At 70.6% G+C, this 24680-nt stretch carries 22 protein-coding genes and 1 pseudogene; 9 read left to right on the top strand and 14 right to left on the bottom strand.

Annotation, left to right across the window (positions count from 1 at the left end):
• Nucleotides 1-71 precede the first annotated feature (71 nt).
• Nucleotides 72-2507: a glycoside hydrolase family 3 C-terminal domain-containing protein gene (locus tag AB0H86_RS25520; protein WP_362443057.1), complete on the top strand. Its 2436-nt coding sequence runs from the start codon at nucleotides 72-74 to the stop codon at nucleotides 2505-2507.
• A gap of 113 nt (nucleotides 2508-2620) precedes the next feature.
• Here the strand turns inward: AB0H86_RS25520 and AB0H86_RS25515 are convergent, their stop codons facing one another.
• Together AB0H86_RS25515 and AB0H86_RS25510 are read right to left on the bottom strand one after the other, a co-directional pair.
• Nucleotides 2621-3592: an aldose epimerase family protein gene (locus AB0H86_RS25515; protein WP_362443054.1), complete on the bottom strand. Its 972-nt coding sequence runs from the start codon at nucleotides 3590-3592 to the stop codon at nucleotides 2621-2623.
• A 37-nt stretch (nucleotides 3593-3629) separates the two neighbouring features.
• Nucleotides 3630-4523 (bottom strand): SGNH/GDSL hydrolase family protein, encoded by an 894-nt coding sequence (locus AB0H86_RS25510; protein WP_362443051.1) that lies wholly within the window; start codon nucleotides 4521-4523, stop codon nucleotides 3630-3632.
• Between the two features lie 339 nt (nucleotides 4524-4862).
• Here AB0H86_RS25510 and AB0H86_RS25505 point away from each other — a divergent pair, with 339 nt between their 5' ends.
• A complete protein-coding gene (locus tag AB0H86_RS25505) occupies nucleotides 4863-5357 on the top strand; it encodes a DUF3145 domain-containing protein (RefSeq protein ID WP_362443048.1) in 495 nt (164 codons plus the stop codon).
• A gap of 158 nt (nucleotides 5358-5515) precedes the next feature.
• Here the strand turns inward: AB0H86_RS25505 and fabF are convergent, their stop codons facing one another.
• From fabF to fasR, 5 genes are all read right to left on the bottom strand, one after another.
• The gene (gene fabF / locus AB0H86_RS25500; RefSeq protein WP_362443045.1) at nucleotides 5516-6796 is read right to left on the bottom strand and encodes a beta-ketoacyl-ACP synthase II; all 1281 of its coding nucleotides are present in this window, start codon (nucleotides 6794-6796) and stop codon (nucleotides 5516-5518) included.
• Nucleotides 6797-6894: 98 nt separating this feature from the next.
• On the bottom strand, nucleotides 6895-7143 hold the full coding sequence (locus tag AB0H86_RS25495; RefSeq protein WP_057583001.1) for an acyl carrier protein: 249 nt from the start codon (nucleotides 7141-7143) through the stop codon (nucleotides 6895-6897).
• Nucleotides 7144-7223: 80 nt separating this feature from the next.
• Nucleotides 7224-8225 carry a ketoacyl-ACP synthase III gene (locus AB0H86_RS25490; RefSeq protein WP_362443042.1) on the bottom strand — a complete coding sequence of 334 codons (1002 nt, stop codon included), beginning with the start codon at nucleotides 8223-8225 and terminating at the stop codon, nucleotides 7224-7226.
• Nucleotides 8226-8242: 17 nt separating this feature from the next.
• The gene (locus AB0H86_RS25485; protein ID WP_362443039.1) at nucleotides 8243-9181 is read right to left on the bottom strand and encodes an ACP S-malonyltransferase; all 939 of its coding nucleotides are present in this window, start codon (nucleotides 9179-9181) and stop codon (nucleotides 8243-8245) included.
• Nucleotides 9182-9270: 89 nt separating this feature from the next.
• Entirely contained in the window at nucleotides 9271-10473 is a 1203-nt protein-coding gene (fasR, locus tag AB0H86_RS25480; protein WP_362443036.1) for a fatty acid biosynthesis transcriptional regulator FasR, read from the bottom strand.
• A 73-nt stretch (nucleotides 10474-10546) separates the two neighbouring features.
• Between fasR and AB0H86_RS25475 the strand changes: the two genes are divergently transcribed.
• Nucleotides 10547-11197 (top strand): pirin family protein, encoded by a 651-nt coding sequence (locus AB0H86_RS25475; RefSeq protein ID WP_362443240.1) that lies wholly within the window; start codon nucleotides 10547-10549, stop codon nucleotides 11195-11197.
• 26 nt (nucleotides 11198-11223) lie between these two features.
• Complete coding sequence (locus tag AB0H86_RS25470) at nucleotides 11224-11361, top strand: hypothetical protein (protein WP_362443034.1); 138 nt, start codon at nucleotides 11224-11226, stop codon at nucleotides 11359-11361.
• Between the two features lie 154 nt (nucleotides 11362-11515).
• Here the strand turns inward: AB0H86_RS25470 and AB0H86_RS25465 are convergent, their stop codons facing one another.
• Complete coding sequence (locus AB0H86_RS25465) at nucleotides 11516-12349, bottom strand: serine hydrolase domain-containing protein (protein WP_362443031.1); 834 nt, start codon at nucleotides 12347-12349, stop codon at nucleotides 11516-11518.
• A 19-nt stretch (nucleotides 12350-12368) separates the two neighbouring features.
• Nucleotides 12369-12836, bottom strand: a complete 468-nt coding sequence (locus tag AB0H86_RS25460; RefSeq protein ID WP_362443028.1) for a GNAT family N-acetyltransferase — start codon at nucleotides 12834-12836, stop codon at nucleotides 12369-12371.
• 97 nt (nucleotides 12837-12933) lie between these two features.
• Here AB0H86_RS25460 and AB0H86_RS25455 point away from each other — a divergent pair, with 97 nt between their 5' ends.
• Nucleotides 12934-13395, top strand: coding sequence for a MerR family transcriptional regulator (locus tag AB0H86_RS25455; RefSeq protein WP_362443025.1), 462 nt, complete (start codon nucleotides 12934-12936; stop codon nucleotides 13393-13395).
• The gene (locus AB0H86_RS25450) at nucleotides 13395-14411 is read left to right on the top strand and encodes an aldo/keto reductase (RefSeq protein ID WP_362443022.1); all 1017 of its coding nucleotides are present in this window, start codon (nucleotides 13395-13397) and stop codon (nucleotides 14409-14411) included. Before AB0H86_RS25455 ends, AB0H86_RS25450 begins: the two co-directional genes overlap by 1 nt.
• 66 nt (nucleotides 14412-14477) lie before the next feature.
• Here the strand turns inward: AB0H86_RS25450 and AB0H86_RS25445 are convergent, their stop codons facing one another.
• From AB0H86_RS25445 to AB0H86_RS25435, 3 genes are all read right to left on the bottom strand, one after another.
• Nucleotides 14478-15338: a DUF4429 domain-containing protein gene (locus AB0H86_RS25445; protein ID WP_362443237.1), complete on the bottom strand. Its 861-nt coding sequence runs from the start codon at nucleotides 15336-15338 to the stop codon at nucleotides 14478-14480.
• 57 nt (nucleotides 15339-15395) lie between these two features.
• The gene (locus AB0H86_RS25440) at nucleotides 15396-16613 is read right to left on the bottom strand and encodes an alpha/beta hydrolase (protein WP_362443019.1); all 1218 of its coding nucleotides are present in this window, start codon (nucleotides 16611-16613) and stop codon (nucleotides 15396-15398) included.
• A gap of 89 nt (nucleotides 16614-16702) precedes the next feature.
• Nucleotides 16703-17344: a TetR family transcriptional regulator gene (locus AB0H86_RS25435; RefSeq protein ID WP_362443017.1), complete on the bottom strand. Its 642-nt coding sequence runs from the start codon at nucleotides 17342-17344 to the stop codon at nucleotides 16703-16705.
• Nucleotides 17345-17480: 136 nt separating this feature from the next.
• On the opposite strand from AB0H86_RS25435, the pseudogene AB0H86_RS25430 reads away from it, so the two are divergent.
• Together AB0H86_RS25430 and AB0H86_RS25425 are read left to right on the top strand one after the other, a co-directional pair.
• Nucleotides 17481-19097: pseudogene (locus tag AB0H86_RS25430) on the top strand (MFS transporter).
• 330 nt (nucleotides 19098-19427) lie between these two features.
• Complete coding sequence (locus AB0H86_RS25425) at nucleotides 19428-19733, top strand: small hydrophobic protein (RefSeq protein ID WP_362443015.1); 306 nt, start codon at nucleotides 19428-19430, stop codon at nucleotides 19731-19733.
• A 434-nt stretch (nucleotides 19734-20167) separates the two neighbouring features.
• Here the strand turns inward: AB0H86_RS25425 and AB0H86_RS25420 are convergent, their stop codons facing one another.
• Both AB0H86_RS25420 and aceE read right to left on the bottom strand, forming a co-directional pair.
• Nucleotides 20168-20974: an ion channel gene (locus AB0H86_RS25420; RefSeq protein ID WP_362443013.1), complete on the bottom strand. Its 807-nt coding sequence runs from the start codon at nucleotides 20972-20974 to the stop codon at nucleotides 20168-20170.
• A gap of 79 nt (nucleotides 20975-21053) precedes the next feature.
• Nucleotides 21054-23801 carry a pyruvate dehydrogenase (acetyl-transferring), homodimeric type gene (aceE, locus tag AB0H86_RS25415; protein ID WP_362443011.1) on the bottom strand — a complete coding sequence of 916 codons (2748 nt, stop codon included), beginning with the start codon at nucleotides 23799-23801 and terminating at the stop codon, nucleotides 21054-21056.
• Nucleotides 23802-24199: 398 nt separating this feature from the next.
• On the opposite strand from aceE, the gene AB0H86_RS25410 reads away from it, so the two are divergent.
• Nucleotides 24200-24637 carry a DUF3052 domain-containing protein gene (locus tag AB0H86_RS25410; RefSeq protein ID WP_362443009.1) on the top strand — a complete coding sequence of 146 codons (438 nt, stop codon included), beginning with the start codon at nucleotides 24200-24202 and terminating at the stop codon, nucleotides 24635-24637.
• The last annotated feature ends 43 nt before the right edge of the window (nucleotides 24638-24680 follow it).

The following is a 24680-nucleotide window of genomic DNA, read 5'->3' as shown; positions in this document are numbered from 1 at the left end:
AACCTACCGATCTACAGGTAGCCGATGCAGGATGAGAGGAACCGCACGGACTTCGACCAGGAGGCGCCGCCATGACGGGAACCCCGACATCCCCGGACATCGAGGAAGCCGTGGAGGCGGCCCTCGGCAAGCTCGACCTGGACGCCAAGACCCGGCTCCTGGCGGGCCAGGACATGTGGTCCCTGCCCGCCGTGCCGGAGATCGGCCTGGAGTCCCTCGTCATGTCGGACGGCCCCATCGGCGTCCGGGGTGTCCGCTGGACCGCCGGCGACCCGTCCGTCGCGCTGCCCTCCCCGACCGCCCTCGCCGCCACCTGGGACCCCGCCCTCGCCCACCGCGCGGGCACCCTCCTCGCCCAGGAGGCCCGCCGCAAGGGCGTCCACATGCTCCTCGCCCCGACGGTCAACCTCCACCGCTCCCCGCTCGGCGGCCGCCACTTCGAGACCTACAGCGAGGACCCCTTCCTGACCGGGGAGATCGGCACCGGTTATGTGCGGGGCGTCCAGTCCGGCGGTGTCGGCACCACCGTCAAGCACTTCGTCGCCAACGACGCCGAGACCGACCGCTTCACCGTGAACAACCTGGTCGGCGAACGCGCCCTGCGCGAGCTGTACCTCGCGCCCTTCGAGGCGATCGTCGAGAACGCCCACCCCTGGGGCGTCATGACCGCCTACAACACGGTCAACGGCACGTCGATGACCGAGCACCACCACCTCGTCAACGAGGTCCTGCGCGGCGAATGGGGCTTCGACGGCGTCAACGTCTCCGACTGGACCGCCGCCCGTGCCACCGTCGGCGGCATCGAGGGCGGCCTCGACCTCGCCATGCCCGGCCCCCACACCGTCTACGGCGAGGCTCTCGCCCAGGCCGTACGGGACGGCAGGGTCGAGGAGCCCACGGTCGACAAGGCCGTCCGCAACGTGCTGCGTCTGGCCGCCCGCGTCGGCATCCTGGAGGGCGCCGCCCCGGCCGTAACCGACCTCCCCGAGACCGTCGACGGCGAGGAACTCGTCCGCGAGATCGCCCGCCGCGCCTTCGTCCTCGCCCGCAACGAGGACCGGGTCCTGCCCCTGCGGCCCGAGGCCACGGTCGCGCTGATCGGCGCCGCCGCCCGCGACGCCCGGGTCCTCGGCGGCGGCTCCGCGACCGTCTTCCCGGCCCGGATCGTCTCCCCGCTCGACGGCCTCACCGCCGCCCTCCCCGACGGCAGCCTCAAATACGCCGTCGGCGCCGACCCGAACACCGAACTCGCCGTCGCCGACAAGGGATTCGAGCTGCGTGCCGTCTGCCGTGACGGCGCGGGCACCGTCATCGGGACCGGCGCCGCCCCCAACGGCGGGCTCACCTGGATGGGTTCGGACCTCCCCGAGGGCGTCACCCACGACACGCTCCACACCGTGCAACTGACCGGCACCTTCACCCCGCGGGAGAGCGGCCCGCACACCTTCGGCATCAAGGGCACCGGCGCCTTCACCCTCACCGTGGACGGCACGACCTACTTCGACGACGTCCAGCGCCCCGCCGAGGACGCCGACCCCTTCGAGACCTTCTTCGGCGCCCCGCGGCCCCGGGCCCAGGCCGAACTCACCGCGGGACAGCCGGTCGAGGTCTCCCTCACCTACGTCGTCGCCCTCCCCCAGGGCCCCGGCTTCAAGGCCATCGTCTTCGCCCTCGCCCACCAGGGCCCCCAGCGCGACCCCGACGAACTGATCGCCGAGGCGGTGGCCGCCGCCCGGGCCGCCGACACGGCCGTCGTCGTGGTCGCCACCACCGAGCGCGTCGAGTCCGAGGGCTTCGACCGCAAGAACCTGCGCCTGCCCGGCCGCCAGGACGAACTCGTGCACGCCGTCGCCGCCGCCAACCCCCGCACCGTCGTGGTCGTCAACTCCGGCTCCCCGGTCGAGATGCCCTGGCGGAACGAGGTCGCCGCGGTCCTGCTGAGCTGGTTCCCCGGCCAGGAGGGCGGCGCCGCCCTCGCCGACGTGCTCACGGGCGCGCACGAGCCCGGCGGCCGGCTGCCGACCACCTGGGGCGCCCTGGCCGACGCCCCGGTCACCCAGGTCGTCCCGGAGGACGGCGAACTCCCTTACAGCGAGGGCGTGTTCATCGGCTACACCGCCTGGGAGAAGGCGGGCAGAATACCGGCGTACCCCTTCGGGCACGGCCTCGGCTACACCGACTGGACCTACGAGTCCGTCGAGGTCCACGGCACCGGCGTGAAGGTCCGCGTCCGCAACTCCGGCGAGCGTGCGGGGCGCGAGGTCGTCCAGATCTACCTGGCGCCCACCGAGCCCGGCCCGGACCGCCCCGCCCGCCGACTGGCCGGCTTCGCGGGCGTCACGGCCACCCCCGGCGAGACCGCGGAGGCCACCGTCCAACTCCCGCGCCGCGCCTTCGAGATCTGGGACGAGAAGGAGGGCGCGTGGTCGTTTGTGAAGGGTTCGTACGAGATCCAGGTGGGACGCTCGATCACGGACCGTCGGCTCACCGCGACGATTAACGTCTGATCAGGGACAACTCTCCCCAAGAGCAGCCCCGGCCCGGGACCTGACACCTGGGCCGGGGCTCATGACGTTCGGCGGGGCCCGGCGGCCCGCGGCGGCCACCGGGAAGCGGAGCCCTAGCGCACCGAGAACCCGTACACCGTCTCCGACCGGAACACCTCGCCCGGCCGCAGCACCGTGCTCGGGAACTGAGGCCGGTTGGGGGAGTCGGGGAAGTGCTGGGTCTCCAGCGCGATGCCGTCGCCGGGCGCGAAGGGCTCGCCCAGGTGGTCGGCCGTGTACAGCTGGAGACCCGGCTCGGTGGTCGCGACGGACAGGACCCGCCCGGACGCGGGGTCGTACAACTCGGCCACCTCCACGGGGGCCGGCGTCACGCCCTTGTCGAGCACGAAGTTGTGGTCGTACCCGGCGCCGGTCTTCCGTGTCTCCCGGAAGTCGAAGCGGGTGCCCGCCACCTCCGCCAGGACACCGGTCGGGATCAGGTCCGCGTCGACCGGGGTGAACCGGGACGCGGCGATCCGCAGCTCGTGCCCGCCCGCGCTCCCGGAGCCGCCCAGGTTGAAGTAGCTGTGGTTGGTGAGGTTCACGACGGTCGGCGCGTCGGTGACCGCCTCGTAGACGATCCGCAGCGCCCCGGACTCCGTCAGCGTGTACGTCGCCGAGACCTCCAGGCGCCCCGGGAAACCCTCCTCGCCGGAAGCGGCGACCCGGCTCAGACGCACACCGTGCTCGACGGGCCGTACGTCCCACACCCGCTTGTCGAAGCCCTTCTCGCCGCCGTGCAGGGAGTTGGGCGGGTTGTTGGGCGCGAGCGGGTACGTCCGGCCGTCCAGCGTGAACAGGCCGCCCGCGATCCGGTTCGCGTACCGCCCGACCAGCGCGCCGAAGTACGGCCCGGTGTGGGTCAGATAGCCGTCCAGGTCCGCGAATCCCAGCACCACGTTCACCGCACGTCCGTCCCGGTCCGGGACCTCCGCCGACTGCACGATCCCGCCGTACGACAGAACGCGTACCCGAACCCCCGCCCGCTCCAGGGCCCAGCGATGAACCGGGGTGCCGTCGGAAAGTGTGGCGAAGAGTTCGTTCATGTGCGGAATTTTAGGTCACCTGCCGAGGCCGCGCCGGTCACGCCTTCTTCCCCGTGACCGCCCGATAGGCGATCTCCGCCAGCCGCGCCTGCCCGTTCACACTGGGGTGGAACCAGTCCCAGTGGCTCAGCTGGTCGGTGCCGAAACGGTAGTCGTGCACCGCGCCCCCGTCGAAACGGCAGCGGCGGTATGTGGCGCAGACCTCCTTCAGCACCTTGTTGTAGTCCTCGACCCGCTGTTCGACGGTGTCCCGCCGCTCGGTCGCCGCCGCGTCCAGCGCGTCCGCGTCGCCCAGCATCGACGGGCAGATGCCCAGCTTCCAGACCTGCTTGCCCACCGGGTTGGTCCGCCCCTGGGACCACAGCCGCTTCAGGTTCGGCACACTCGCCACGTACACCTGCGCCTTGGGGGCCGCCCGGCGCAGGATGCTGATCGCGTCCTCGAAGTCGGCCCGGAAGTCCGCGACCGGGGTCATCGCCGAGGTGCTGGCCCGGCAGGCGTCGTTCGCCCCCGCCATCACCGCCACCAGCCCCGGCTTCCTGGCCGCCGCCTGGCCCATCTGACCGGGCAGGTCCGCCATCCGCGCCCCCGTCACCGCGTAGTTCCAGCTCCGCTCGGCCGCCTTCGCCCTGCCCAGCAGCCGTACGGCGAGACTGTCGACCTGGGCGCTGCCGCCCGTCGCCCACGACACCTCGGGACAGTCCGTCAGCACCGCGCACGCGTCGAAGCCGCGGGTGATGGAGTCGCCCACGGCCGCGACCGAGGCGGGGCTGCTGTCCCAGGTCGGCTTCGGAGACGGCTTCGCCTTCTGGGCGCCGGCGCCGCTCGGCCCCGGCGAGTCGCCGCCGACGGCGTCACAACCGGTGACGCCCAGAACGGCCGCCGCCAGGACGGCGAGAACGGCACGCGCGCGATGGCCCTGCATTCGCATCCGGTGGAGGTCCCCTCGGTCGTCGGGTGCTGCGTGTGGTCGGGTGCTGTGCGGTCGGGTGCCGGGTCGTGAGTCGCTGTGCCGTCCGGTGATGGCATGAAACGTGGAAAAGGTCGTCCGTCCATAACAACGCGCGGGAGTTCCCGAGGGGCGGCGCGCAACGGTTCGCACCCGTACTAGCGTCCTGCCGGGTGAATGGCGGGCGTTTCGGGGCATCGGGACGGACGGTACGTCACACTCCTTGCGCCCCCGCACGGTAGCCTCGCCCTCAACGTGGCTGCCCGGCCACTGACTGCCGTCCGCCAGTCGCAAGATGTCCCGCTCTTCCCGGAGGTCCCGGTGACGACACGTGGAGTTCTGTACATGCACTCCGCGCCGCGCGCGCTGTGCCCGCACGTCGAGTGGGCCGTCGCCGGGGTGCTCGGCACACGCGTCAACCTCGACTGGATCCGGCAGCCCGCCGCGCCCGGCACCTGGCGCTCGGAGTTCTCCTGGCAGGGCGAGGTCGGCACCGCCTCCAAACTGGCGTCCGCGCTGAGAGGCTGGCAGCTGCTGCGCTTCGAGGTCACCGCCGAGCCCTGCGCCACCGCCGAGGGCGAGCGCTACAGCTGCACCCCCGAACTCGGCATCTTCCACGCCGTCACCGGCATCCACGGCGACATCCTGATCCCGGAGGACCGCCTGCGCGCCGCGCTGACGCGGTCCCAGCGCGGCGAGACGGACCTGGAGGCGGAGATCGCCAAGCTGCTGGGCAAGCCCTGGGACGACGAGTTGGAGCCGTTCCGGTACGCCGGCGAGGGCGCCCCCGTGCGGTGGCTCCACCAGGTCGTCTAGAGCGACGCCCAGGTAACCCACCCAGGGGCGCGGGGAACTGCGCGAGCAACCCCCACGGCCCGCACCCGGCATCCGGCACCCGGCATCCACAGCCGCCAGAACGGCGAATGGCCCGGCCTCCCCATGGGAGACCGGGCCATTCGCCGTTCACGGCACTGTCACACCGAACGGAACGCCAGTACCACGTTGTGCCCGCCGAACCCGAACGAGTCGTTCAGGGCGGCGATACGGCCCTCCACCGGCAGCTTGCGAGCCTCGCCGCGCACGATGTCCGCGCTGGCCTCCGCCTCCGGGTCGAGGTTCTCCACGTTGATGGTCGGCGGAGCCACCCGGTGGTACAGGGCGAGGATCGTCGCCACCGACTCCACACCGCCCGCGCCACCCAGCAGATGACCGGTCATCGACTTGGTCGCGGACACAGCCATGTGGTCCGCGTCGTCGCCGAACACCTTGCGCAGCGCCTTCAGCTCGGCCACGTCACCGGCCGGCGTCGAGGTCGCGTGCGCGTTGACGTGCACGATCTCCGCCGGGTCGAGGTCGGTGCGCTCCAGCAGGTTCCGCAGGGCGTGCGAGATGCCCCGCCCATTCGGCTCCGGCTGCACGATGTCGTGGCTGTCGGCGGAGATGCCCTGCCCGACCGCCTCGGCGTACACCCGGGCACCGCGCTTCGCGGCGTGCTCGGCGGACTCCAGGACGATCACGCCGGCACCCTCGCCCATGACGAAGCCGTCACGGCCGGTGTCGTAGGGACGCGAGGCGCCCTCGGGGTCGTCGTTGTTCTTGGACATCGCCATCATGTTGCCGAACGCGGCGATCGGCAGCGGGTGGATCGCCGCCTCCGTGCCGCCCGCGACGACGACGTCGGCGCGACCGGTGCGGATCATCTCGATGGCGTAGCCGATGGCCTCGGCGCCCGACGCGCAGGCGGAGACCGGCGTGTGCACGCCCGCCCGGGCGCCCACGAGCAGGCCCACGTTCGCCGAGGGGCTGTTCGGCATCAGCATGGGAACGGTGTGCGGGGAGACGCGGCGAACGCCCTTCTCCTTCAGCACGTCGTACTGGTTGAGCAGAGTCGTCACGCCACCGATGCCGGAGGCGATGACAGCACCGAGCCGGTCGGCGTCGACCGCCCCGTCGGAACCGTCCTCACCTGCCTTGCCGGTGAAGCCGGCGTCGGCCCACGCCTCCTGGGCCGCGATCAGCGCGAACTGCGCCGAACGGTCCAGACGGCGGGCCTGCGGCCGAGGGATGACCTCGGTCGGCTCCACCGCGATCTGCGCGGCGATACGGACCGCCTGGTCGGCGGCCCACTCCTGCTCCAGGGGCTTGACGCCGGACTTGCCGGCGACCAGCCCCTCCCAAGTGGAAGCTACGTCGCCACCCAGCGGTGTGGTTGCGCCGATACCGGTGACGACCACGGTGCGATTGGTCGGGCTCACGGGAATTCTTTCTCCAACGGATCGGGAGGACTACCCCCGACGAGGCGGGGACATACGGCGCCACCGCCGGGTGGCGGGGCAGGCAACCGGCCTGAGGATCAGGCCTGGTGCTTGAGGATGTAGCTGGTCGCGTCACCGACGGTCTTGAGGTTCTTGACGTCCTCGTCGGGGATCTTGACGTCGAAGCGCTCTTCGGCGGCGACGACGACCTCGACCATGGACAGCGAGTCGACGTCCAGGTCGTCGGTGAAGGACTTGTCCAGCTGGACGTCCTCAACCGGGATGCCGGCGATCTCGTTCACGATGTCGGCGAGACCGGCGACGATCTCTTCCTGAGTGGCGGCCATGTCGGGCGCTCCTTCGTTGTTTTCCAGAGGGTGTTGGCAGTTTGACTCCGCACCGGACCTGATGATCCGGCACGCAGTGCCTAGGGGAGGGTAACGACAGTGGCGGCGTAGACGAGACCCGCCCCGAATCCGATGACGAGCGCGGTGTCGCCGCTCTTCGCCTCGCCGGTCGCCAGAAGCCGCTCCATCGCGAGCGGAATCGAGGCGGCCGAAGTGTTGCCGGTGGTGCGCACGTCACGGGCGACCGTGACATGCTCCGGCAGCTTGAGAGTCTTCACCATCGAGTCGATGATGCGCTCATTGGCCTGGTGCGGAATGAAGACGTCCAGCTCGCTCGAGCTGATCCCGGCCACGTCCAGCGCCTGCTGGGCGACCTTCGCCATCTCGAAGACGGCCCAGCGGAAGACCGCCTGGCCCTCCTGCGTGATCGCGGGGAACTTGGCGACCTGGCCCTCGCGGTAGTCCGTCCACGGCACGGTCTGCTTGATGGTCTCCGACTTGTCGCCCTCGGAACCCCAGACCGTGGGGCCGATCGCGGGCTCCTTCGACGGGCCCACGACGACCGCGCCCGCGCCGTCGCCGAACAGGAAGGCCGTGGCACGGTCCTCCAGGTCGGTGAGGTCGCTGAGCCGCTCGACGCCGATGACCAGGACGTACTCCGCGGAACCCTCGACGACCATGCCCTTGGCGAGGGTCAGGCCGTAGCCGAAGCCCGCGCAGCCGGCCGAGATGTCGAAGGCGGCGGCCTTGTTCGTGCCGAGCCGGTCGGCGATCTCGGTGGCGACGGCCGGGGTCTGCTTGAAGTGCGAGACGGTCGAGACGATCACGCCGCCGATCTGCTCGGCGGAGATCCCGGCGTCGGCGATCGCCTTGCCGGACGCCTCGATCGACATCGCGGCGACGGTCTCCTCGTCGTTCGCCCAGTGCCGCGTCTCGATGCCGGAGCGCGAGCGGATCCACTCGTCGGAGGAGTCGATCGTCTCGAGGATCACCTCGTTCGGCACGACCCGGGTGGGGCGGTAGCCGCCCACTCCGAGGATGCGCGCGTACGGGGCGCCCTTGCTGGGCTTGATCTTCGACATGCTCTCCAGGCTCCTTGTCAGGCGCCCGCCGCGTCAGCGGCAGGTGTAGCAGTGGCCGCGATGAGCTCGCGAGCGGCGTCGAGGTCGTCGGGGGTCTTGAGCGCCAGCGTCCGCACACCGGGCAGCGCCCGCTTGGCGAGACCGGTCAGCGTGCCGCCGGGGCACACCTCGATCAGCGCGGTCACACCGAGCTCCTTGAAGGTCTCCATGCACAGGTCCCAGCGGACCGGGTTGGCGACCTGGCCGACGAGCCGCGACACGATCTCGGCGCCGGTGCTGACGGTCCGCCCGTCCTTGTTCGAGACGTACGTGATCTTCGGGTCGGCGGGCGTCAGGGCCTCGGCGGCCTTCGCCAGCGCGTCGACCGCGGGAGCCATGTGGTGCGTGTGGAAGGCGCCGGCCACCTTGAGCGGGACGACCTTGCGGACGCCCTCGGGCTTGTCCTCGTTCAGCGCGGCGAGCTGCTCCAGCGTGCCCGCGGCCACGATCTGGCCGGCGCCGTTGACGTTCGCCGGGGTCAGGCCCAGCTTCTCCAGGTGCGCGACGCTCACCTCGGGGTCGCCGCCGAGCAGCGCCGACATACCGGTGTCGGTCACGGCGGCGGCTTCGGCCATGGCCAGGCCACGGGTGCGTACGAGGGTCAGCGCGGCGCTGTCGTCCAGGACGCCCGCGAAGCTGGCGGCGGTGATCTCGCCGACGCTGTGACCCGCGACGGCGCCCGGCGCGATGTCACCCAGTGCCGCGGCCGACAGGAGTCCGGCCGCCACCAGCAGCGGCTGGGCCACGGAGGTGTCGCGGATCTCGTCCGCGTCGGCCTGGGTGCCGTAGTGGGCGAGGTCCAGTCCGATGGCGTCCGACCACGCGGCGACGCGGTCCGCGGCACCGGGGAGTTCGAGCCAGGGAGTCAGGAAGCCGGGCGTCTGGGCGCCTTGGCCGGGAGCGACGAGTACGAACACTCTCACACTCTCTCTTGTGGACGGCCACAACCGCCCGTGGGGACAGGGACGAAGAACACGAGGGGGTTTTGTGGGCCCCCGACAAAAGACTAGAGCTGGAGATCACCGTCGGCGAGACGCCCAAGGATGAGCGCGATGCGCAACGTGAATGCTGAACGTACATCGGAGGGCGACCATCCGGTGACGTCAGTCACACGTCGAAGCCGGTAGCGGACGGTGTTGGGATGGACGAAGAGCATACGAGCGGCACCTTCGAGACTGCTCGCCTGTTCGAGATAGACGGAGAGTGTCTCCAGGAGCGCCGACCCCGCCTCCTCCAGTGGTCTGTAGATCTCCTCCACCAACTGCTCGCGCGCGCCTGGGTCACCCGCCATCGCGCGTTCGGGGAGCAGATCGTCCGCCAGAACCGGCCGCGGGGCGTCCTGCCAGGCGGAACACGCCTTGAGCCCGGCGGCGGCGGCCTGCGCGGACCGGGTCGCGGCGAGCAGATCGGCCACCACGGGCCCCGCCACGACCGGCCCCGCCGCATACGGCCCGATCAGCGACTTGGCCACGGCGAGGGGGTTGTCGCTGCCACCCGCGATCACCACGAGCCGGGCGCCGAGCACACCGGTGAGGACCTGGAGCTTGGCGTGCCGGGCGGCCCGCCGGATGGCCTCGACGGTCAGTTCGCTGTCACCGTCGGGCGCCTGCCCCAACACCACGCACACGTGCTCGGGCGAGTTCCAGCCCAGTGCGGCGGCCCGGGACACCGCCCCCTCGTCGGCCTCGCCGCTCAGCACGGCGTTCACCACGAGCGACTCCAGCCGGGCGTCCCAGGCGCCGCGTGCCTCGGCGGCCTGGGCGTACACCTGGGCGGTCGCGAAGGCGATCTCGCGGGCGTACACCAGCAGCGCCTCACGCAGTACGGACTCGTCGCCGGGGGCGGCGACCTCGTCGATCGCGGACTCCATGACCTCGATCGTGGTGCGCACCATCTCGACGGTCTGGCGCAGGGTGATGGCCCTGGTCAGCTCGCGCGGCGCGGTCCCGAAGACATCGGTGGAGATGGCCTGTGGCGCGTCCGGGTGCCGGAACCACTCGGTGAACGCGGCGATACCGGCCTGGGCCACCAGCCCGATCCAGGAACGGTTCTCCGGGGGCATCGCCCGGTACCACGGCAGCGTCTCGTCCATGCGCGCGATCGCCTGCGCGGCGAGACTGCCGGACGACCTCTCCAGCCGCTTCAGGGTCGCGGGGTGCGAGTGGGCCGGTGCGGGGGCGTCGGGGCGGCGGGTCTCTGGTTCGGGCACGTGGACAAGACTGCCTTATCGGGACGGGAGTGTGCGTCGCCGGGTGCAGGGTGAGGTCTACGGTGGTGTCGTGATGGACGTACGGCGGGCGACGGAGCGTTATCGAGGCGGCGACCCGGAGGCCGGTATCGAGTCGCTGCACGCCTTCTCCTTCGGCCCGCACTACGAGCCCGACAACCTCCGCTTCGGCGCGCTGATCGCCTGCAACGAGGAGCGCCTGGCCCCCGGCGCCGGCTTCGACGAGCATCCGCACAGCCACACCGAGATCGTCACGTGGGTGGCCGGGGGCGAGCTGACCCACCGCGACTCGACCGGCCACGAGACGGTCGTGCGTCCCGGCGACGTCCAGCGGCTGAGCTCGGCCGGCGGCGTCCGGCACGTCGAACGCAACGACGGCCCGGCTCCCCTGGCCTTCGTCCAGATGTGGCTGGCCCCGCTGGAGCCCGGCGGCGACCCGGCGTACGAGATCGTCCACGGCATCGCGGACTCCACGCCCTACGCCGTCCCGGAGGCGGGCGCGATGCTGCACGTACGGCGTCTGGGCGCGGGGGAGCGGACGGCGGTGCCGGACGGGGCGTATGTGTACGTGCATGTCGTGCACGGCGAAGTGAGCCTGGACGGCGCGGAGTTGGGCCCTGGCGACGCGGCACGGATCACGGACGCGAAGGATCTGGAAGCGGTGGGGATGAGCGGCGCGGAGCTGCTGGTATGGGAGATGTCCTAGCGCCCGGGGGCGCCAGAGCTCGGCGAGTGGGTCGGACGGAGGAGGCCGAAGCCGAGGCGAAGCCGGCGTACACGACCGAGCAGGGGCGGCGCTGGTTCCAGCACAACCCGCACGGCGCGGACGCCGTCGCAGCCGCGACGAAGGCAGCCGACGCGGCCCGGTAGTGCACCGCCGCACCGTTCCCCGGCAGTGAACGCCTTCCTCGACGTCATCCGCACGAACTGCCCCGATGTCGGTGCCGCACTCGACCACCGGCTCGGCCGAACCGGCGTCTGAAACACCCTCATGAAACGGTCTTGTCCGGGTTATACGTAGCCCCTAGTTCCGGGATACGTCCTGGATCTCGGCGAGCACCGCGTCCGTGAACGCCGGCCACGCCTCGGTCGCCCACGGGCCGAAGGCCCGGTCGGTCAGCGCCACGCAGGCCGCTCGGGCGTCCGGGTCGATCCACAGGAACGTCCCCGACTGGCCGAAGTGCCCGAAGGTGCGCGGCGAGGACGAGGACCCCGTCCAGTGCGGCGACTTGCCGTCGCGGATCTCGAAGCCGAGCCCCCAGTCGTTCGGGTTCTGGTGCCCGTACCCCGGAACCACGCCCTTCGTCCCCGGATACTGGACCGTCATCGCCTCGGCGACCGTGCGCGGGTCGAGCAGCCGGGGCGCCTGGACCTCGGCCGCGAACCGTACGAGGTCGTCGACCGTGGACACGCCGTCCTTCGCCGGAGAGCCCTGAAGGGTCGTGGACGTCATCCCCAGCGGCTCCAGCACCGCCTGGCGCAGATACTCGGCGAACGGGATGTCCGTGGCCTTCGCGATGTGGTCCCCGAGCTGCTCGAACCCGGCGTTGGAGTACAGCCGCCGCTCCCCGGGCGGGGCCGTCACCCGGTGCTCGTCGAAGGCCAGCCCCGAGGTGTGCGCGAGCAGATGCCGCACGGTGGCCCCGGGCGGCCCGGCCGGCTCGTCGAGGTCGACGGCCCCCTCCTCGTACGCGACGAGGGCGGCGTAGGCCGCGAGCGGCTTGGTGACCGACGCCAGCGGGAAGCGCTGTCCGACCGGGCCGTGGGCGCCCGACAGGGTCCCGTCCGCCCGTACGACGGCCGCCGCGGCGGTGGGAACCGGCCAGTTCTCGATCAACGCGAGGCTCTGCAAGGACATACGGACGAGCGTAAGCGGCTCAGAGCTGCAGACTCATCGCGGGGTCAGGCTTGCGGACGAAGCCCAGAGAGGCGTACAGCGGCTCGGCTTCGGCGGACGCGGTGAGCAGGACCTGCCCGGCGCCCCGCTCGCGGAACCACTCCAGCAGTTCGTCCATGCACGCGCGCGCGTACCCGCGACGGCGGGCGTCCGGGTCGGTGGCGACACTGAAGACGTACCCGGCCTTCCCGTTCGGATTCGCGGCCTTCCCGATCCGGTAGTCGACCGTCCCGACCACCAGGGCGGCGAGCGCTCCCGGCCGCTCGGGATGGTCGACGGCGAAGGCCGCGAAGTCCTCGTCCCGGGCCAGACGGTCCCGCAGCGCCGGCAGCGCCGGCACATGCCACTCGGTGCCGGGGTCCGAGCCGGACATTGAATCGATCATCACCTGACGCAGCCGGAGCACTTCCTCCGCGTCCTCGACCGTGGCACGACGTACGAGACTCATGCCCCGCAACCTAGTCACCGCACCCCAGCCGCGTCCTGCCGATTTCTTACCGGATCCGCTTGCTTGGAGTGCACTCCAAGGCCATAGCGTTGAGGCCATGACGGTGATGGAGACCACGGGTACCACGACCGACAGCTGTGCCACCCCACCACACTCCCGCAGGCGTCCGGAGGGCCAGGACAGCTACACGATCAGCGAGGTCGTCGCGATCACCGGCCTGACCGCGCACACCCTGCGCTGGTACGAGCGGATCGGCCTGATGCCGCACATCGACCGTTCGCACACCGGTCAGCGCCGCTACAGCAACCGCGACCTGGACTGGCTCGACCTCGTCGGCAAGCTGCGGCTGACCGGCATGCCGGTGGCGGACATGGTGCGCTACGCCGAGCTGGTGCGCGCGGGCGACCACACCTATGGGGACCGCTTCGAGCTGCTGAAGGCGACCCGCGAGGACGTCCTCGCCCGGATCGCCGAACTCCAGGACACGCTCGCGGTCCTCGACCGGAAGATCGGTTTCTACGCGGACGCCGGGCGAGCCCTGGCGTCGGAGAGGTCCTGATGACCAACGGCAAGATTCCCGCGGCCCGGCTCGGCGACGACGGCCCCGAGGTGGGCGCGCAGGGCCTCGGCTGCATGGGCATGAGTTTCGGGTACGGCCCCACGGACGCGGGGGAGGCCCGGGCCACCCTGGAGCGGGCCCTGGAACTCGGCGTGACCCTGTACGACACGGCGGACGCCTACGGCGCGGGCGAGAACGAACGATTCCTCTCCCCGTTCTTCAAGGCGCACCGCGACGAGCTCCTGATAGCCACCAAGTTCGCCCTGTCGATCCCCCCGGACGAACCGACCCGGCGGGTCATCCGCAACGACGCGCCCTACATCCGTCAGGCCGTCGAGGCGAGCCTCAGGCGCCTGGACGTCGATGTCATCGACCTCTACTACATGCACCGGCGCGATGTGAACGTGCCGATCGAGGAGACCGTCGGTGTCATGGCCGAGCTGGTGCGCGAGGGCAAGGTCAAGCACCTGGGCCTGAGCGAGGTCACGGGCGCGGAGCTGCGGACCGCGCAGGCCGTCCACCCGATCGCCGCGGTGCAGTCGGAGTGGTCGCTGTTCAGCCGGGACATCGAGGCGCAGGTCGTGCCGACGGCCCGGGAACTGGGTGTCGCCCTGGTGCCGTACTCCCCGCTGGGACGCGGCTTCCTCACGGGGTCCTTCGCCAACGCCGACCAGGACCTCACCACCGGCGACTTCCGCCGCCAGCAGCCCCGCTTCACCGGCGAGAACGCGGCCGCCAACCAGGCCCTGCTGGAGCCGGTCCGCACCGTGGCCGAGGCCCGCGGCGCCTCCCTCGGCCAGATCGCCCTGGCCTGGGTCCAGCAGCAGGCGGCGGTGCACGACCTGCCGGTGATCCCGATCCCGGGCACCCGCAAGCCCGGCCGGGTGGAGGAGAACATCGCGGCAACGCACATCGAACTCACCAGGGAGCAGCTGGAACTGCTGGAGCCGATCGCGGCGCAGGTGGCAGGAGACAGGTACGCCGACATGCGGTTCGCCTCTGCCGGACGGGAGTAGACCCACCCAGGGGCGGCGCGGGGAACTGGGGAACAGCCCCCACCGCCCCGCACCCGACGGCGAACCTCAAAGCTCCGCCAACAACTCCGCCTTCTTCACGGAGAACTCCTCGTCCGTCACCAGCCCCGCCTGATGCAGTTCCCCGAGGTGGCGAATCCGCTCGGCGATGTCCGCGGGGTCCCGGCGCGGCGCTGCCGCGGCCGGGACCACTTCCCCCGCGGAGCGGTTTCGCACGGCCGCCAACACCGCCGCGGCGAACGGCAACGACTCGTGCACCGGCCCGTATCCGAGCCCGAAGACGACGGCCGCCGGATCCTGGTCGGCCTGCGTCGGCGGAGCCTGACCGCGCAGCAGCCGAAGATGCCCCTCGAACACCTCGGGGGAGCGCCACTCGACGTCACTCAGCTCGGCGACCGGGAAACTCTGGTCCCCGGCCTTCCACTTGGCCGACGACGCTCCCGTCCAGAACCAGCGGAAGCGCACGGTCCGGCCGTCGAAGGACGCCTTCCCGTCGTACGCCTTGAACCGCAACGGCGTCTCGGGCGCGGGCACCAGGAACCGCTCGGCCGGCCCGTCGTCCGCGCTGGTCAGCCGCGCCCGCAACTCGTCGGCGTAGTACTCGGCGAGCGTCTCGCGCTCGACCGGCAGCACCAGCCGGTACGGGTCGCCGCTCTCCTTGAGCTGCCCCGCGGCCGCCTCCATCAACGGGTCGGCGCCGGGGCGTGGTTCGGCCCGAAGGACGACTGTGCCGCGTCTGCCGGGGGTGAGTGTCACCCCGGCGAGCGCCGCCAGAGGGACACGTCGTTCCCCGAGTGCCTGAAACAGCTTGGGTGTTCGAATCCCCCGTTCGTAGCGGATGAGCACGGAGTCGGAGTCGAACTCCCAGGCGGCATGAAATCCGGCCAGTACGTCACCCATGCGGCTCATCGTATGCGGCACGAGCTCCTCCGTCCCCTCCCCGCGCAGACCGCGATTCCTGCGCCTCTACGCGCGTCCGGCCGACGTCGTACCGGACAAACCCGTCCGGCAGGCTTCCGTATCGCCCGCGCAGTGCACCGCGGGGTATGCGCCAACGCCGATCTCGGCGAAGTTCAGCAGGCTCTCCGTACCGGGCACGAAATAACCGCTGTGCCCGTCGGCGCCCCGCGCCGACAACACCCGCGCACCGAACGCGGAGGACATCGGGTCGGCCCCGTGGCCGAACCCGCCGACCTCCATGTACGGCACGTCCTGGACCCAGTCGTCGGCGTCCCGCATCGCCCATACCTGTGCGGAGGTGCGCAGGTGTGAGGCGTTCGCGACGCGCATCCCGGGGCTGCCCGCCACCGCGATGTCGGCCACCCGGCCCGGCAGGCTGCGCGCGGCCAGGCCGCACACCACGGAGCCGTAGCTGTGGCAGAACAGGGAGACGGGGGAACGGCCGGGCAGGCCCCGCACCAGCGCGTTCAGCCGGACCGCGCCGTCCGCCGCGCGCATCGCGGTGGCGGAGTCGATGCCGAGCCCGGCGGGCGCGGTGTAGTCGGCCCAGGCGATGACCGCCGTACGCGTCGACGGACTCTCCGTGCGCTCGGCCTTGTAGAGGGCCTTGGCCATGCCGACGGGCGCGGAGTACCGGCGGCTGGTGCGCTGGAAGGTCAGCAGGTCGGTGTCGACTCCGGGGACGACGACGGAGACCCGCTCGGCTTTGGTCAGGTTTCCGAACACCTCGGCGACCCGGCCCGAGCCGCCGGGGTCGAAGGCCAGGATGTGGCGGTCACGGGTCATCAACGACTCGTAGCGGTGCATGCGCCGGCCGGCGTCCTGCTGCCCGTTCGGGGTGAGCCGGGTGTCGTGCATCCGTTTCCGCTCGACCTTGCGGGCCTGCTCGAGCGCGATCCGGTTGGCGCGGTAGCGCAGCTCGACCGGGGCGCCGTTCATGTTGCCGACCGCGAGCGGATAGCGGCCGGCGAGGGTGGTGTGCTCCTGGGCGGTGAGCGAGGCGAAGAAACGGGCGAGGCGTCCGGGGGCCGTGTCCGGGTCGGGCAACTGGTGTCCGCGGAGGCTGCCGTGCTCCCACTCGGAGAGCGAGGACTGGAGGGCGGAGCTGCCCCGCTGGGTGCGCAGTGCGGTCCAGCCGGTGGTCGCCAGCATCACGAACACCACGGCCAACGCGAGCAGTGCGCGCCAGACGTTCAATTGCGGGGAGGTGTCGAAGGAAGTCACTGAAAGGACACACTAGGAGAACGAGACGGTATCGCGTTAACCAAGTGTCGCGAATCACGTTTGGATAAAAGGGGTGTTATCGGGACAGTTCACCCCGTTCGCCAGTTTCCCGTCAGTGCCGGTCCCACGTGTTCGAGATAACGCACCGTCAGTTCCCGGATCGCTTCCAGGCTGAAGTCCTCGCCGGTGCTCCACTGTCGCCCCGTGACGCGCATCACGCCGCTGAACACGGCCACCGCGAGGCGCGGGCGTGGATCCACCTCGACATCGAGGCCCTCCCGTGCGGCGAGCACCCGCGCGATCTCCTCCTCCGCCTCGTCGGAGCGGCGCAGATAGGCGGCGAGCAGGACGGGCGTCGACTCGATCACCCGGTACATCCGCAGATAGAGCTCGACGGGGACGACCTCCGCCACGATGTCGTTGAGGGTGTCCCACCCCTCCAGGACGGCTTGGCGCAGCGCCTCCACCGGGGCCTCGTGCGGCGGGCGCGCGCGCACCGACTCGACGAACTGCGCCACCGTCATCTCGGTCAGGGCGAGAGCGGCCTCCTCCTTGCCGGCGAAGTAGCGGAAGAAGGTGCGCTGCGAGACCTCGACGGCGTCGGCGATGTCGTCGACGGTGGTGCCGTCGTACCCCCGGGTCGTGAACAGCTCCAGGGCGGCCCGCACCAGCGCGTCCCGGGTGCGCTGCTTCTTGCGCTCGCGCAACCCCGGCCGTGACGCCGTCTCCATGGGCCTTCCTTTCAACCGTCCGCTGAGTGTTCTGGTGAACCGTCCACCTGGTTCAGGTTATGGGCAAAGGTCCTGACAGCCACCGACTTGTGAATTGGTTTGTCAATTGTCAGCGGCTGTCATTAACCTCGATGGCATGACTAGTCAGACCACCATCGACAAGACGGGGCCGGGGGACAAGGCGACGTCCCCGTCTGGCGGGGCCCCCGCCACCGGGCTGCGTGGCCATCCCTGGTTCACCCTCATAACCGTCGCGGTCGGGGTCATGATGGTGGCCCTCGACGGCACCATCGTCGCCATCGCCAACCCGGCCATCCAGAGCGACCTCAAGGCGAGCTTCGCCGACGTCCAGTGGATCACCAACGGCTACTTCCTCGCCCTCGCGGTCTCCCTGATCACCGCGGGCAAGCTCGGTGACCGGTTCGGCCACCGGTAGACGTTCCTGATCGGCGTGGTCGGCTTCGCGGCCGCCTCCGGCGCCATCGGGCTCTCCAGCAGCATCGCGCTGGTCGTCACCTTCCGCGTCCTGCAGGGCCTGTTCGGCGCGCTGCTGATGCCGGCCGCGCTCGGCCTGCTGCGGGCGACCTTCCCGGCCGAGAAGCTCAACATGGCGATCGGCATCTGGGGCATGGTCATCGGCGCCTCCACCGCCGGCGGCCCGATCCTCGGCGGTGTGCTGGTCGAGCACGTCAACTGGCAGTCGGTGTTCTTCATCAACGTGCCGGTCGGTCTCCTCGCCGTCGTCCTCGGCGTGCTGATCCTGCTCGACCACCGCGCGGAGAACGCGCCCCGCTCCTTCGACCTCCTCGGCATCGGGCTGCTCTCCGGCGCGATGTTCTGTCTCGTCTGGGCCCTCATCAAGGCACCGGCCTGGGGCTGGGGCGACGGCAAGACCTGGACCTTCGTCGTGGTGTCCGTGGTCGGCTTCGCCCTGTTCGCCTTCTGGGAGACGAAGGTCAAGGAGCCGTTGATCCCGCTTGCGCTGTTCCGCTCGGTGCCGCTGTCGGCGGGTGTCGTCCTGATGGTGCTGATGGCGATCGCCTTCATGGGCGGCCTGTTCTTCGTGACGTTCTACCTCCAGAACGTGCACGGCATGAGCCCCATCGACGCCGGACTCCATCTGCTCCCGCTCACCGGGATGATGATCGTCGGCTCCCCGCTCGCCGGCGCGATGATCACCAAGCTGGGCCCGCGCGTCCCGCTGGCCGGCGGCATGGCGGCCACCGCCATCGCCATGTACGGCATGTCCACGCTGGAGACGGACACCGGCAGCGCCGTGATGTCCCTCTGGTTCGCCCTGCTGGGCCTCGGCCTCGCGCCCGTCATGGTCGGCGCCACCGAGGTCATCGTCGGCAACGCCCCGATGGAGCTCTCCGGCGTCGCCGGCGGTCTCCAGCAGGCCGCGATGCAGATCGGCGGCAGCCTCGGTACGGCCGTCCTCGGTGCCGTGATGGCCTCCAAGGTCGACAGCGACCTCGCGGGCAACTGGAAGGACGCGGGCCTTCCGCCGCTCACCCCGGCCCAGCTGGACGAGGCCGCGGAGGCGGTCCAGGTCGGTGTGGCACCGGTCGCCCCGAACACGCCGGAGGCCGTCGCCACGAAGATCGGCGATGTCGCGCACGACACCTTCATCTCCGGCATGAGCCTGGCGTCCCTGGTCGCCGCCGGGGTCGCCCTGGTCGCCGTCCTGGTCGCGCTGCTCACCAAGCGCGGCGCGAACGCGGAGGCGGGCGCGGGCGTCGGTCACATCTGACGGTGGGCGCCGTCCCCGCCGACCCAGGAGGCCGACCGGGGGGCGAACCGGGGGAAGAACAGGCGGAGTTCCCCTATCCGGGTGACAACGCTAAAGATTCCTCCCGCCGGGTACACACCGCACGTCACAGTGGGTCAAGCCCTCCGGTACGGCAAGTTCCCCAGGCAAATTCGGGGAGTTGGGACCGCGAGGAGGGTGACCGGTGCTGCGGCGCGCTGCCGGAGGGGGGCGGCGCGCCGCAAGACCGGAGGATTGGGAAACACAGAGTGGGTACTCGCGTCATCGAACCCGGAACGACCCGAATCAATCGAGAGGTTCAGGGAGTTGACGATGGCGGGCTTCGGACAAGGAACGCGCAGGTACCCCCGCTCACGTGGCCGCACAGGGTCACGGACTGGGCCGGATCGCGCGACGCTCGGAATCGTCGGAGTCATCTGCGCCGTCGCCGGGTTCTTCGTGCTGGGGATCATCCTCGGCCCGGTGGCGATGGTCTGCGGCTGGCTGGCCATGGGCCGTGCCTGGACAGGCACACGCTCATTGCCGGCCTTGGTAGCCGTGGTCCTGGGCGCCATCGATACGCTCCTGGCGATCATCTGGCTCGCCGGAGCGACCACCCCGGGCACAGGCCTGTTCTGACCCGGGGACAGTGAGGGCAGGGCCCCCGGTGGGACGACCGGGGGCCCGCCTTTATTGCCGGGCTCCGTCGCCGCCCATACGTGGACTCAGCCGGCGCGGAGTCGCCGCGCGGCGTCCTTCGGGCCGCCGTTCCGTTGTCGCGGGGCCGCCGCCCAGCTTCCGCCGAGCCGCTGCTCGGTACCGCGGGGCCACCGCCGACGTCCCCCGGCCGCCCGCCGCTCAGCCGCCGTCCGGCCGCCGTCCTGCTGTTGCCGACCGCCGCTCAACCAGCGTCGGGCGACCGCTCGGCCTCCGCGGGCTGACGTTCCGTCGGCAGAGCGTCCCTCAGTCTCCGCCGAGCCGCTGCGGCACCGTGAGACCACCACCCGGCGTCCCCCGGCCGCCCGCCGCCGGCCACCCGCCGCCCGGCCGCCCGCCGCCCCCCCGCCCGCCCCTCAGCCGCCCTCCGGCTGCCGTTCCGTAAGGATCGGGATGCCGTTCTGCCGGCCCCGGGGCGACGTGGTGTCAGGTCGGAGTGAGGGTTCCCGTAGCTCCGCGATCTCGGCGCGCAGGGCCCGTACCTCGGCGGTCAGGGCTCGGATCGCCTCCGTCTGGCGCTGTTCCTCCACGTCGTCCTTCTCGAACCGCTCGATGAACCACGCGGCGATGTTCGCGGTCACCACACCGAGCAGTGCGATCCCGGACAGCATCAGCCCGACGGCGATGATCCGTCCCAGTCCGGTGGTCGGCGCGTGGTCGCCGTACCCGACGGTCGTCATCGTCGTGAAGGACCACCACACGGCGTCACCCAGCGTCCGGATGTTCCCGTCCGGTGACTCCCGTTCCACCGACAGCACGGCCAGCGACCCGAACATCAGCAACCCGACGACGGCCCCCGCGACATACGTCGTCACCCGGATCTGCGAGGCCATCCGGGCCCGCCGCCCCAGCAGCATCAGCGTCGAGACGAGTCGCAGCAGCCGCAGCGGCTGGAGCAACGGCAGCACGACCGCGCACAGGTCCAGCCAGTGCGTACGGACGAACTCGCGCCGGCGCGGCGTGAGGGCCAGCCGCACCAGGTAGTCCGCCGCGAACGCCCCCCACACCACCCACTCGACCACCGTGCAGGCCATGGTCAGGGACCGCCCGGCCGAGGTGTCCACGATCGGTACCGCATAGGCCACGGCGAACACCACGGCGAGCGCCAGCAGCGGCCGCTGCGTCAGGTGCTCCCACCGGGCCTGCGCCGACAGTTCCTTCATGTCCGCATCGTAAGGAATGAGAAAGAGGGGCGGAGCCGCCCGGCCCCGCCCCCTTCACCCGCTCAAGCCGAGCGTGACGCTACGCGTCGCCGCCCGCGGCCCCCGGATCGGCAGCCGACGCGTCGAGCAGCTGGTACCGGTCGATCGCCTGCTTCAGCACCGACCGGTCGACCTTGCCCTCCCTGGCCAGCTCGGTCAGCACGCCCACCACGATCGACTGGGCGTCGATGTGGAAGAACCGCCGGGCCGCACCACGGGTGTCCGCGAAGCCGAAACCGTCGGCGCCCAGCGACTGGTACGTCCCCGGCACCCACCGCGAGATCTGGTCCGGAACCGACCGCATCCAGTCGGAGACGGCCACGAACGGTCCCTCCGCGCCGGTCAGCTTCCGCGTCACATACGGCACCCGCTGCTCCTCCTCGGGGTGCAGCAGGTTGTGCTCCTCGCACGCCACGGCCTCGCGCCGCAGTTCGTTCCAGGAGGTCGCCGACCAGACGTCCGCCTTGACGCTCCACTCCTCGGCGAGGATCTTCTGCGCCTCGACGGCCCACGGAACCGCCACACCCGATGCCATGATCTGCGCCGGAATCGATCCCGAGGTGCCCTCGCTGAAGCGGTGGATGCCCTTGACGATGCCCTCGACGTCCACGTTCTCCGGCTCGGCCGGGTGCCGGATCGGCTCGTTGTAGACGGTGAGGTAGTAGAAGACGTCCTCGCCGTGCGGGTGCTCCTCGGAGCTGCCGTACATCCGCCGCAGACCGTCCTGGACGATGTGCGCGATCTCGAAACCGTAGGCCGGGTCGTACGCCACACAGCCCGGGTTGGTCGAGGCGAGCAGCTGCGAGTGGCCGTCCGCGTGCTGGAGGCCCTCACCGGTCAGGGTCGTACGGCCGGCGGTCGCACCCAGAACGAAACCGCGCGCCAGCTGGTCCGACATCTGCCAGAACTGGTCGCCGGTGCGCTGGAAACCGAACATCGAGTAGAAGACGTACACCGGGATGAGCGGTTCGCCGTGCGTGGCGTACGCCGAACCCGCCGCGATCAGCGAGGCTGTGCAGCCCGCCTCCGAGATGCCGTCGTGCAGCATCTGCCCCTGCGGGGACTCCTTGTAGGCGAGCAGCAGGTCCCGGTCCACGGCCTCGTACTGCTGGCCGAGCGGGTTGTAGATCTTCGCGCTCGGGAAGAAGGAGTCCATGCCGAACGTGCGGTACTCGTCCGGCGCGATCAGCACGAACCGCCTGCCGATCTCCTTGTCCCGCATGAGGTCCTTGAGCAGCCGTACGAACGCCATGGTCGTGGCGATGGACTGCTGCCCGGACCCCTTCTTCACGGTCGCGTATGTCTTGTCCTCCGGCAGCGTGAGGGGCTTCGAGCGCACCACACGCGTCGGGACGTAACCGCCGAGGCTCTTGCGGCGGTCGTGCATGTACTGGAGCTCTTCCGAGTCCCGGCCCGGGTGGTAGTACGGCGGCGCGCCGCTCTCCAGCTCCTTGTCGGAGATCGGCAGGTGCAGCCGGTCACGGAAGCCCTTGAGGTCGTCGACCGTCAGCTTCTTCATCTGGTGCGTGGCGTTGCGGCCCTCGAAGTTCGGGCCCAGCGTCCAGCCCTTGATGGTCTTCGCGAGGATCACCGTGGGCTGGCCCCGGTGCTCCGCGGCCGCCTTGTACGCCGCGAAGATCTTCCGGTGATCGTGGCCGCCGCGGCCCAGGTGCAGGATCTGGTCGTCGGTCATGTTCTCGACCATCGCGCGCAGCCGCTGGTCGTCGCCGAAGAAGTGGTCGCGGATGTACGAGCCGGTCTCGGTGGCGTACGTCTGGAACTGGCCGTCCGGCGTGGTGTTCATCCTGTTGACCAGCACGCCGTCGCGGTCCTGAGCGAGCAGCGGGTCCCAGGTGCGGTCCCAGACCAGCTTGATCACGTTCCAGCCGGCACCCCGGAAGATCGACTCCAGCTCCTGGATGATCTTTCCGTTGCCGCGCACCGGGCCGTCGAGTCGCTGGAGGTTGCAGTTGACCACGAAGGTGAGGTTGTCCAGGCCCTCACGGGCGGCGATGGACAGCTGGCCGAGCGACTCCGGCTCGTCCATCTCGCCGTCCCCGAGGAACGCCCAGACGCGCGACTTCGAGGTGTCGGCGATCTCGCGCGCCTGCATGTAGCGGTTCATCCGCGCCTGGAAGATCGCGCCGATCGGGCCGAGGCCCATCGACACCGTGGGGAACTCCCAGAAGTCCGGCATCAGCCGCGGGTGCGGATAGCTGGACAGCCCGTGCGGGGCCTTCGACTTCTCCTGCCGGAACGCGTCGAGGTTGCCCTCGCTGAGGCGGTCCAGCAGGAACGCGCGGGCGTAGATGCCCGGCGAGGCGTGGCCCTGGAAGAAGACCTGGTCGCCGCCGTCGCCCTCGTCCTTGCCGCGGAAGAAGTGGTTGAAGCCGACGTCGTAGAGCGAGGCCGAGGAGGCGAAGGTGGCGATGTGGCCGCCGACGCCGATGCCGGGCCGCTGGGCGCGCGAGACCATCACGGCGGCGTTCCAGCGGGTGGCGTTGAGGATTTTGCGCTCGATCTCCTCGTTGCCGGGGAAGAACGGCTCGCTCTTGGTCGGGATCGTGTTGACGTAGTCCGTGCTGCGCATCTCGGGCACGGCCACGCGCTTCTCACGGGCCCGCTCGATCAGCCGCAACATCAGATAACGGGCCCGCTCCCGGCCGCGCTCGTCGACGGCGGCGTCGAGGGAGTCGAGCCACTCCTGGGTTTCCTCGGGGTCGAAGTCAGGAACCTGACTCGGAAGGCCGCCAATGATGATCGGGTTGCGATCTGATCCGGAAGCCACGCTGTTCCTTACCTGTCAGAGGGCTGCATTTCCCTGGGGTTCGCTCAGTTTTCGGTATGCCTGCATCGTTCCCCATCGTGTACCTCGGGGCGGGAAACGTCACCTCTACTGTGGGGTAACCCGGCCTTGGTCCAGCAAGCGGTCCAGGGCTTTGTCTCCGGCTCCGTCCCCATGATGGTTCCCAAACGCGCAAACAGGGCAGAAAGGTGTGTGCCGTGTCACCCCAGGGTCGGGAAGGTGTGCCGTAAGTTGCGGCGACACCGCCCGGAACGTCACCGTTTCGGCGGTCTCGGCGGCCGGGTACTTGCGCGATCCGCCCCGCCCGTGTGGACTACGGCCAACGCTTCGCGCACGCGTGAGGCTGAGACATTCACCAAAACATGATCAGGAGGCAAACCGTGAGCGCGACCGCGGACCACGCGGAGGAGCGGACGAACCCTGCCGTCAGGCTGGGGTTCCAGCCCGAGCAGGTGGTCCAGGAGATCGGCTACGACGACGACGTAGACCAGGAACTCCGCGAGGCCATTGAGGAAGTCATCGGCAGTGACCTGGTGGATGAGGACTACGACGATGTAGCCGATGCCGTGGTGCTGTGGTTCCGCGACGACGACGGCGACCTGACCGATGTGCTGGTGGACGCCATCACGTACATCGAGGAAGGTGGCTCGATCCTGCTGTTGACGCCGAAGACCGGCCGGGACGGCTACGTGGAGCCGAGCGACATCTCCGAAGCCGCGACGACCGCCGGGCTCTCCGCGTCGAAGAGCGTCAGCGTCGGCAAGGACTGGAGCGGCAGCCGGCTGGTGACGCCGAAGGCCGCGAAGACGAAGAAGTAACCCTTGAACAGACGGGCGGGCCGGCATCGCCGGGCCCGCCCGT

The organism is Streptomyces sp. NPDC050997 (genome assembly GCF_040660135.1).
GTDB lineage: Bacteria > Actinomycetota > Actinomycetes > Streptomycetales > Streptomycetaceae > Streptomyces.
This window is presented reverse-complemented; position numbering and strand designations above follow the sequence as displayed.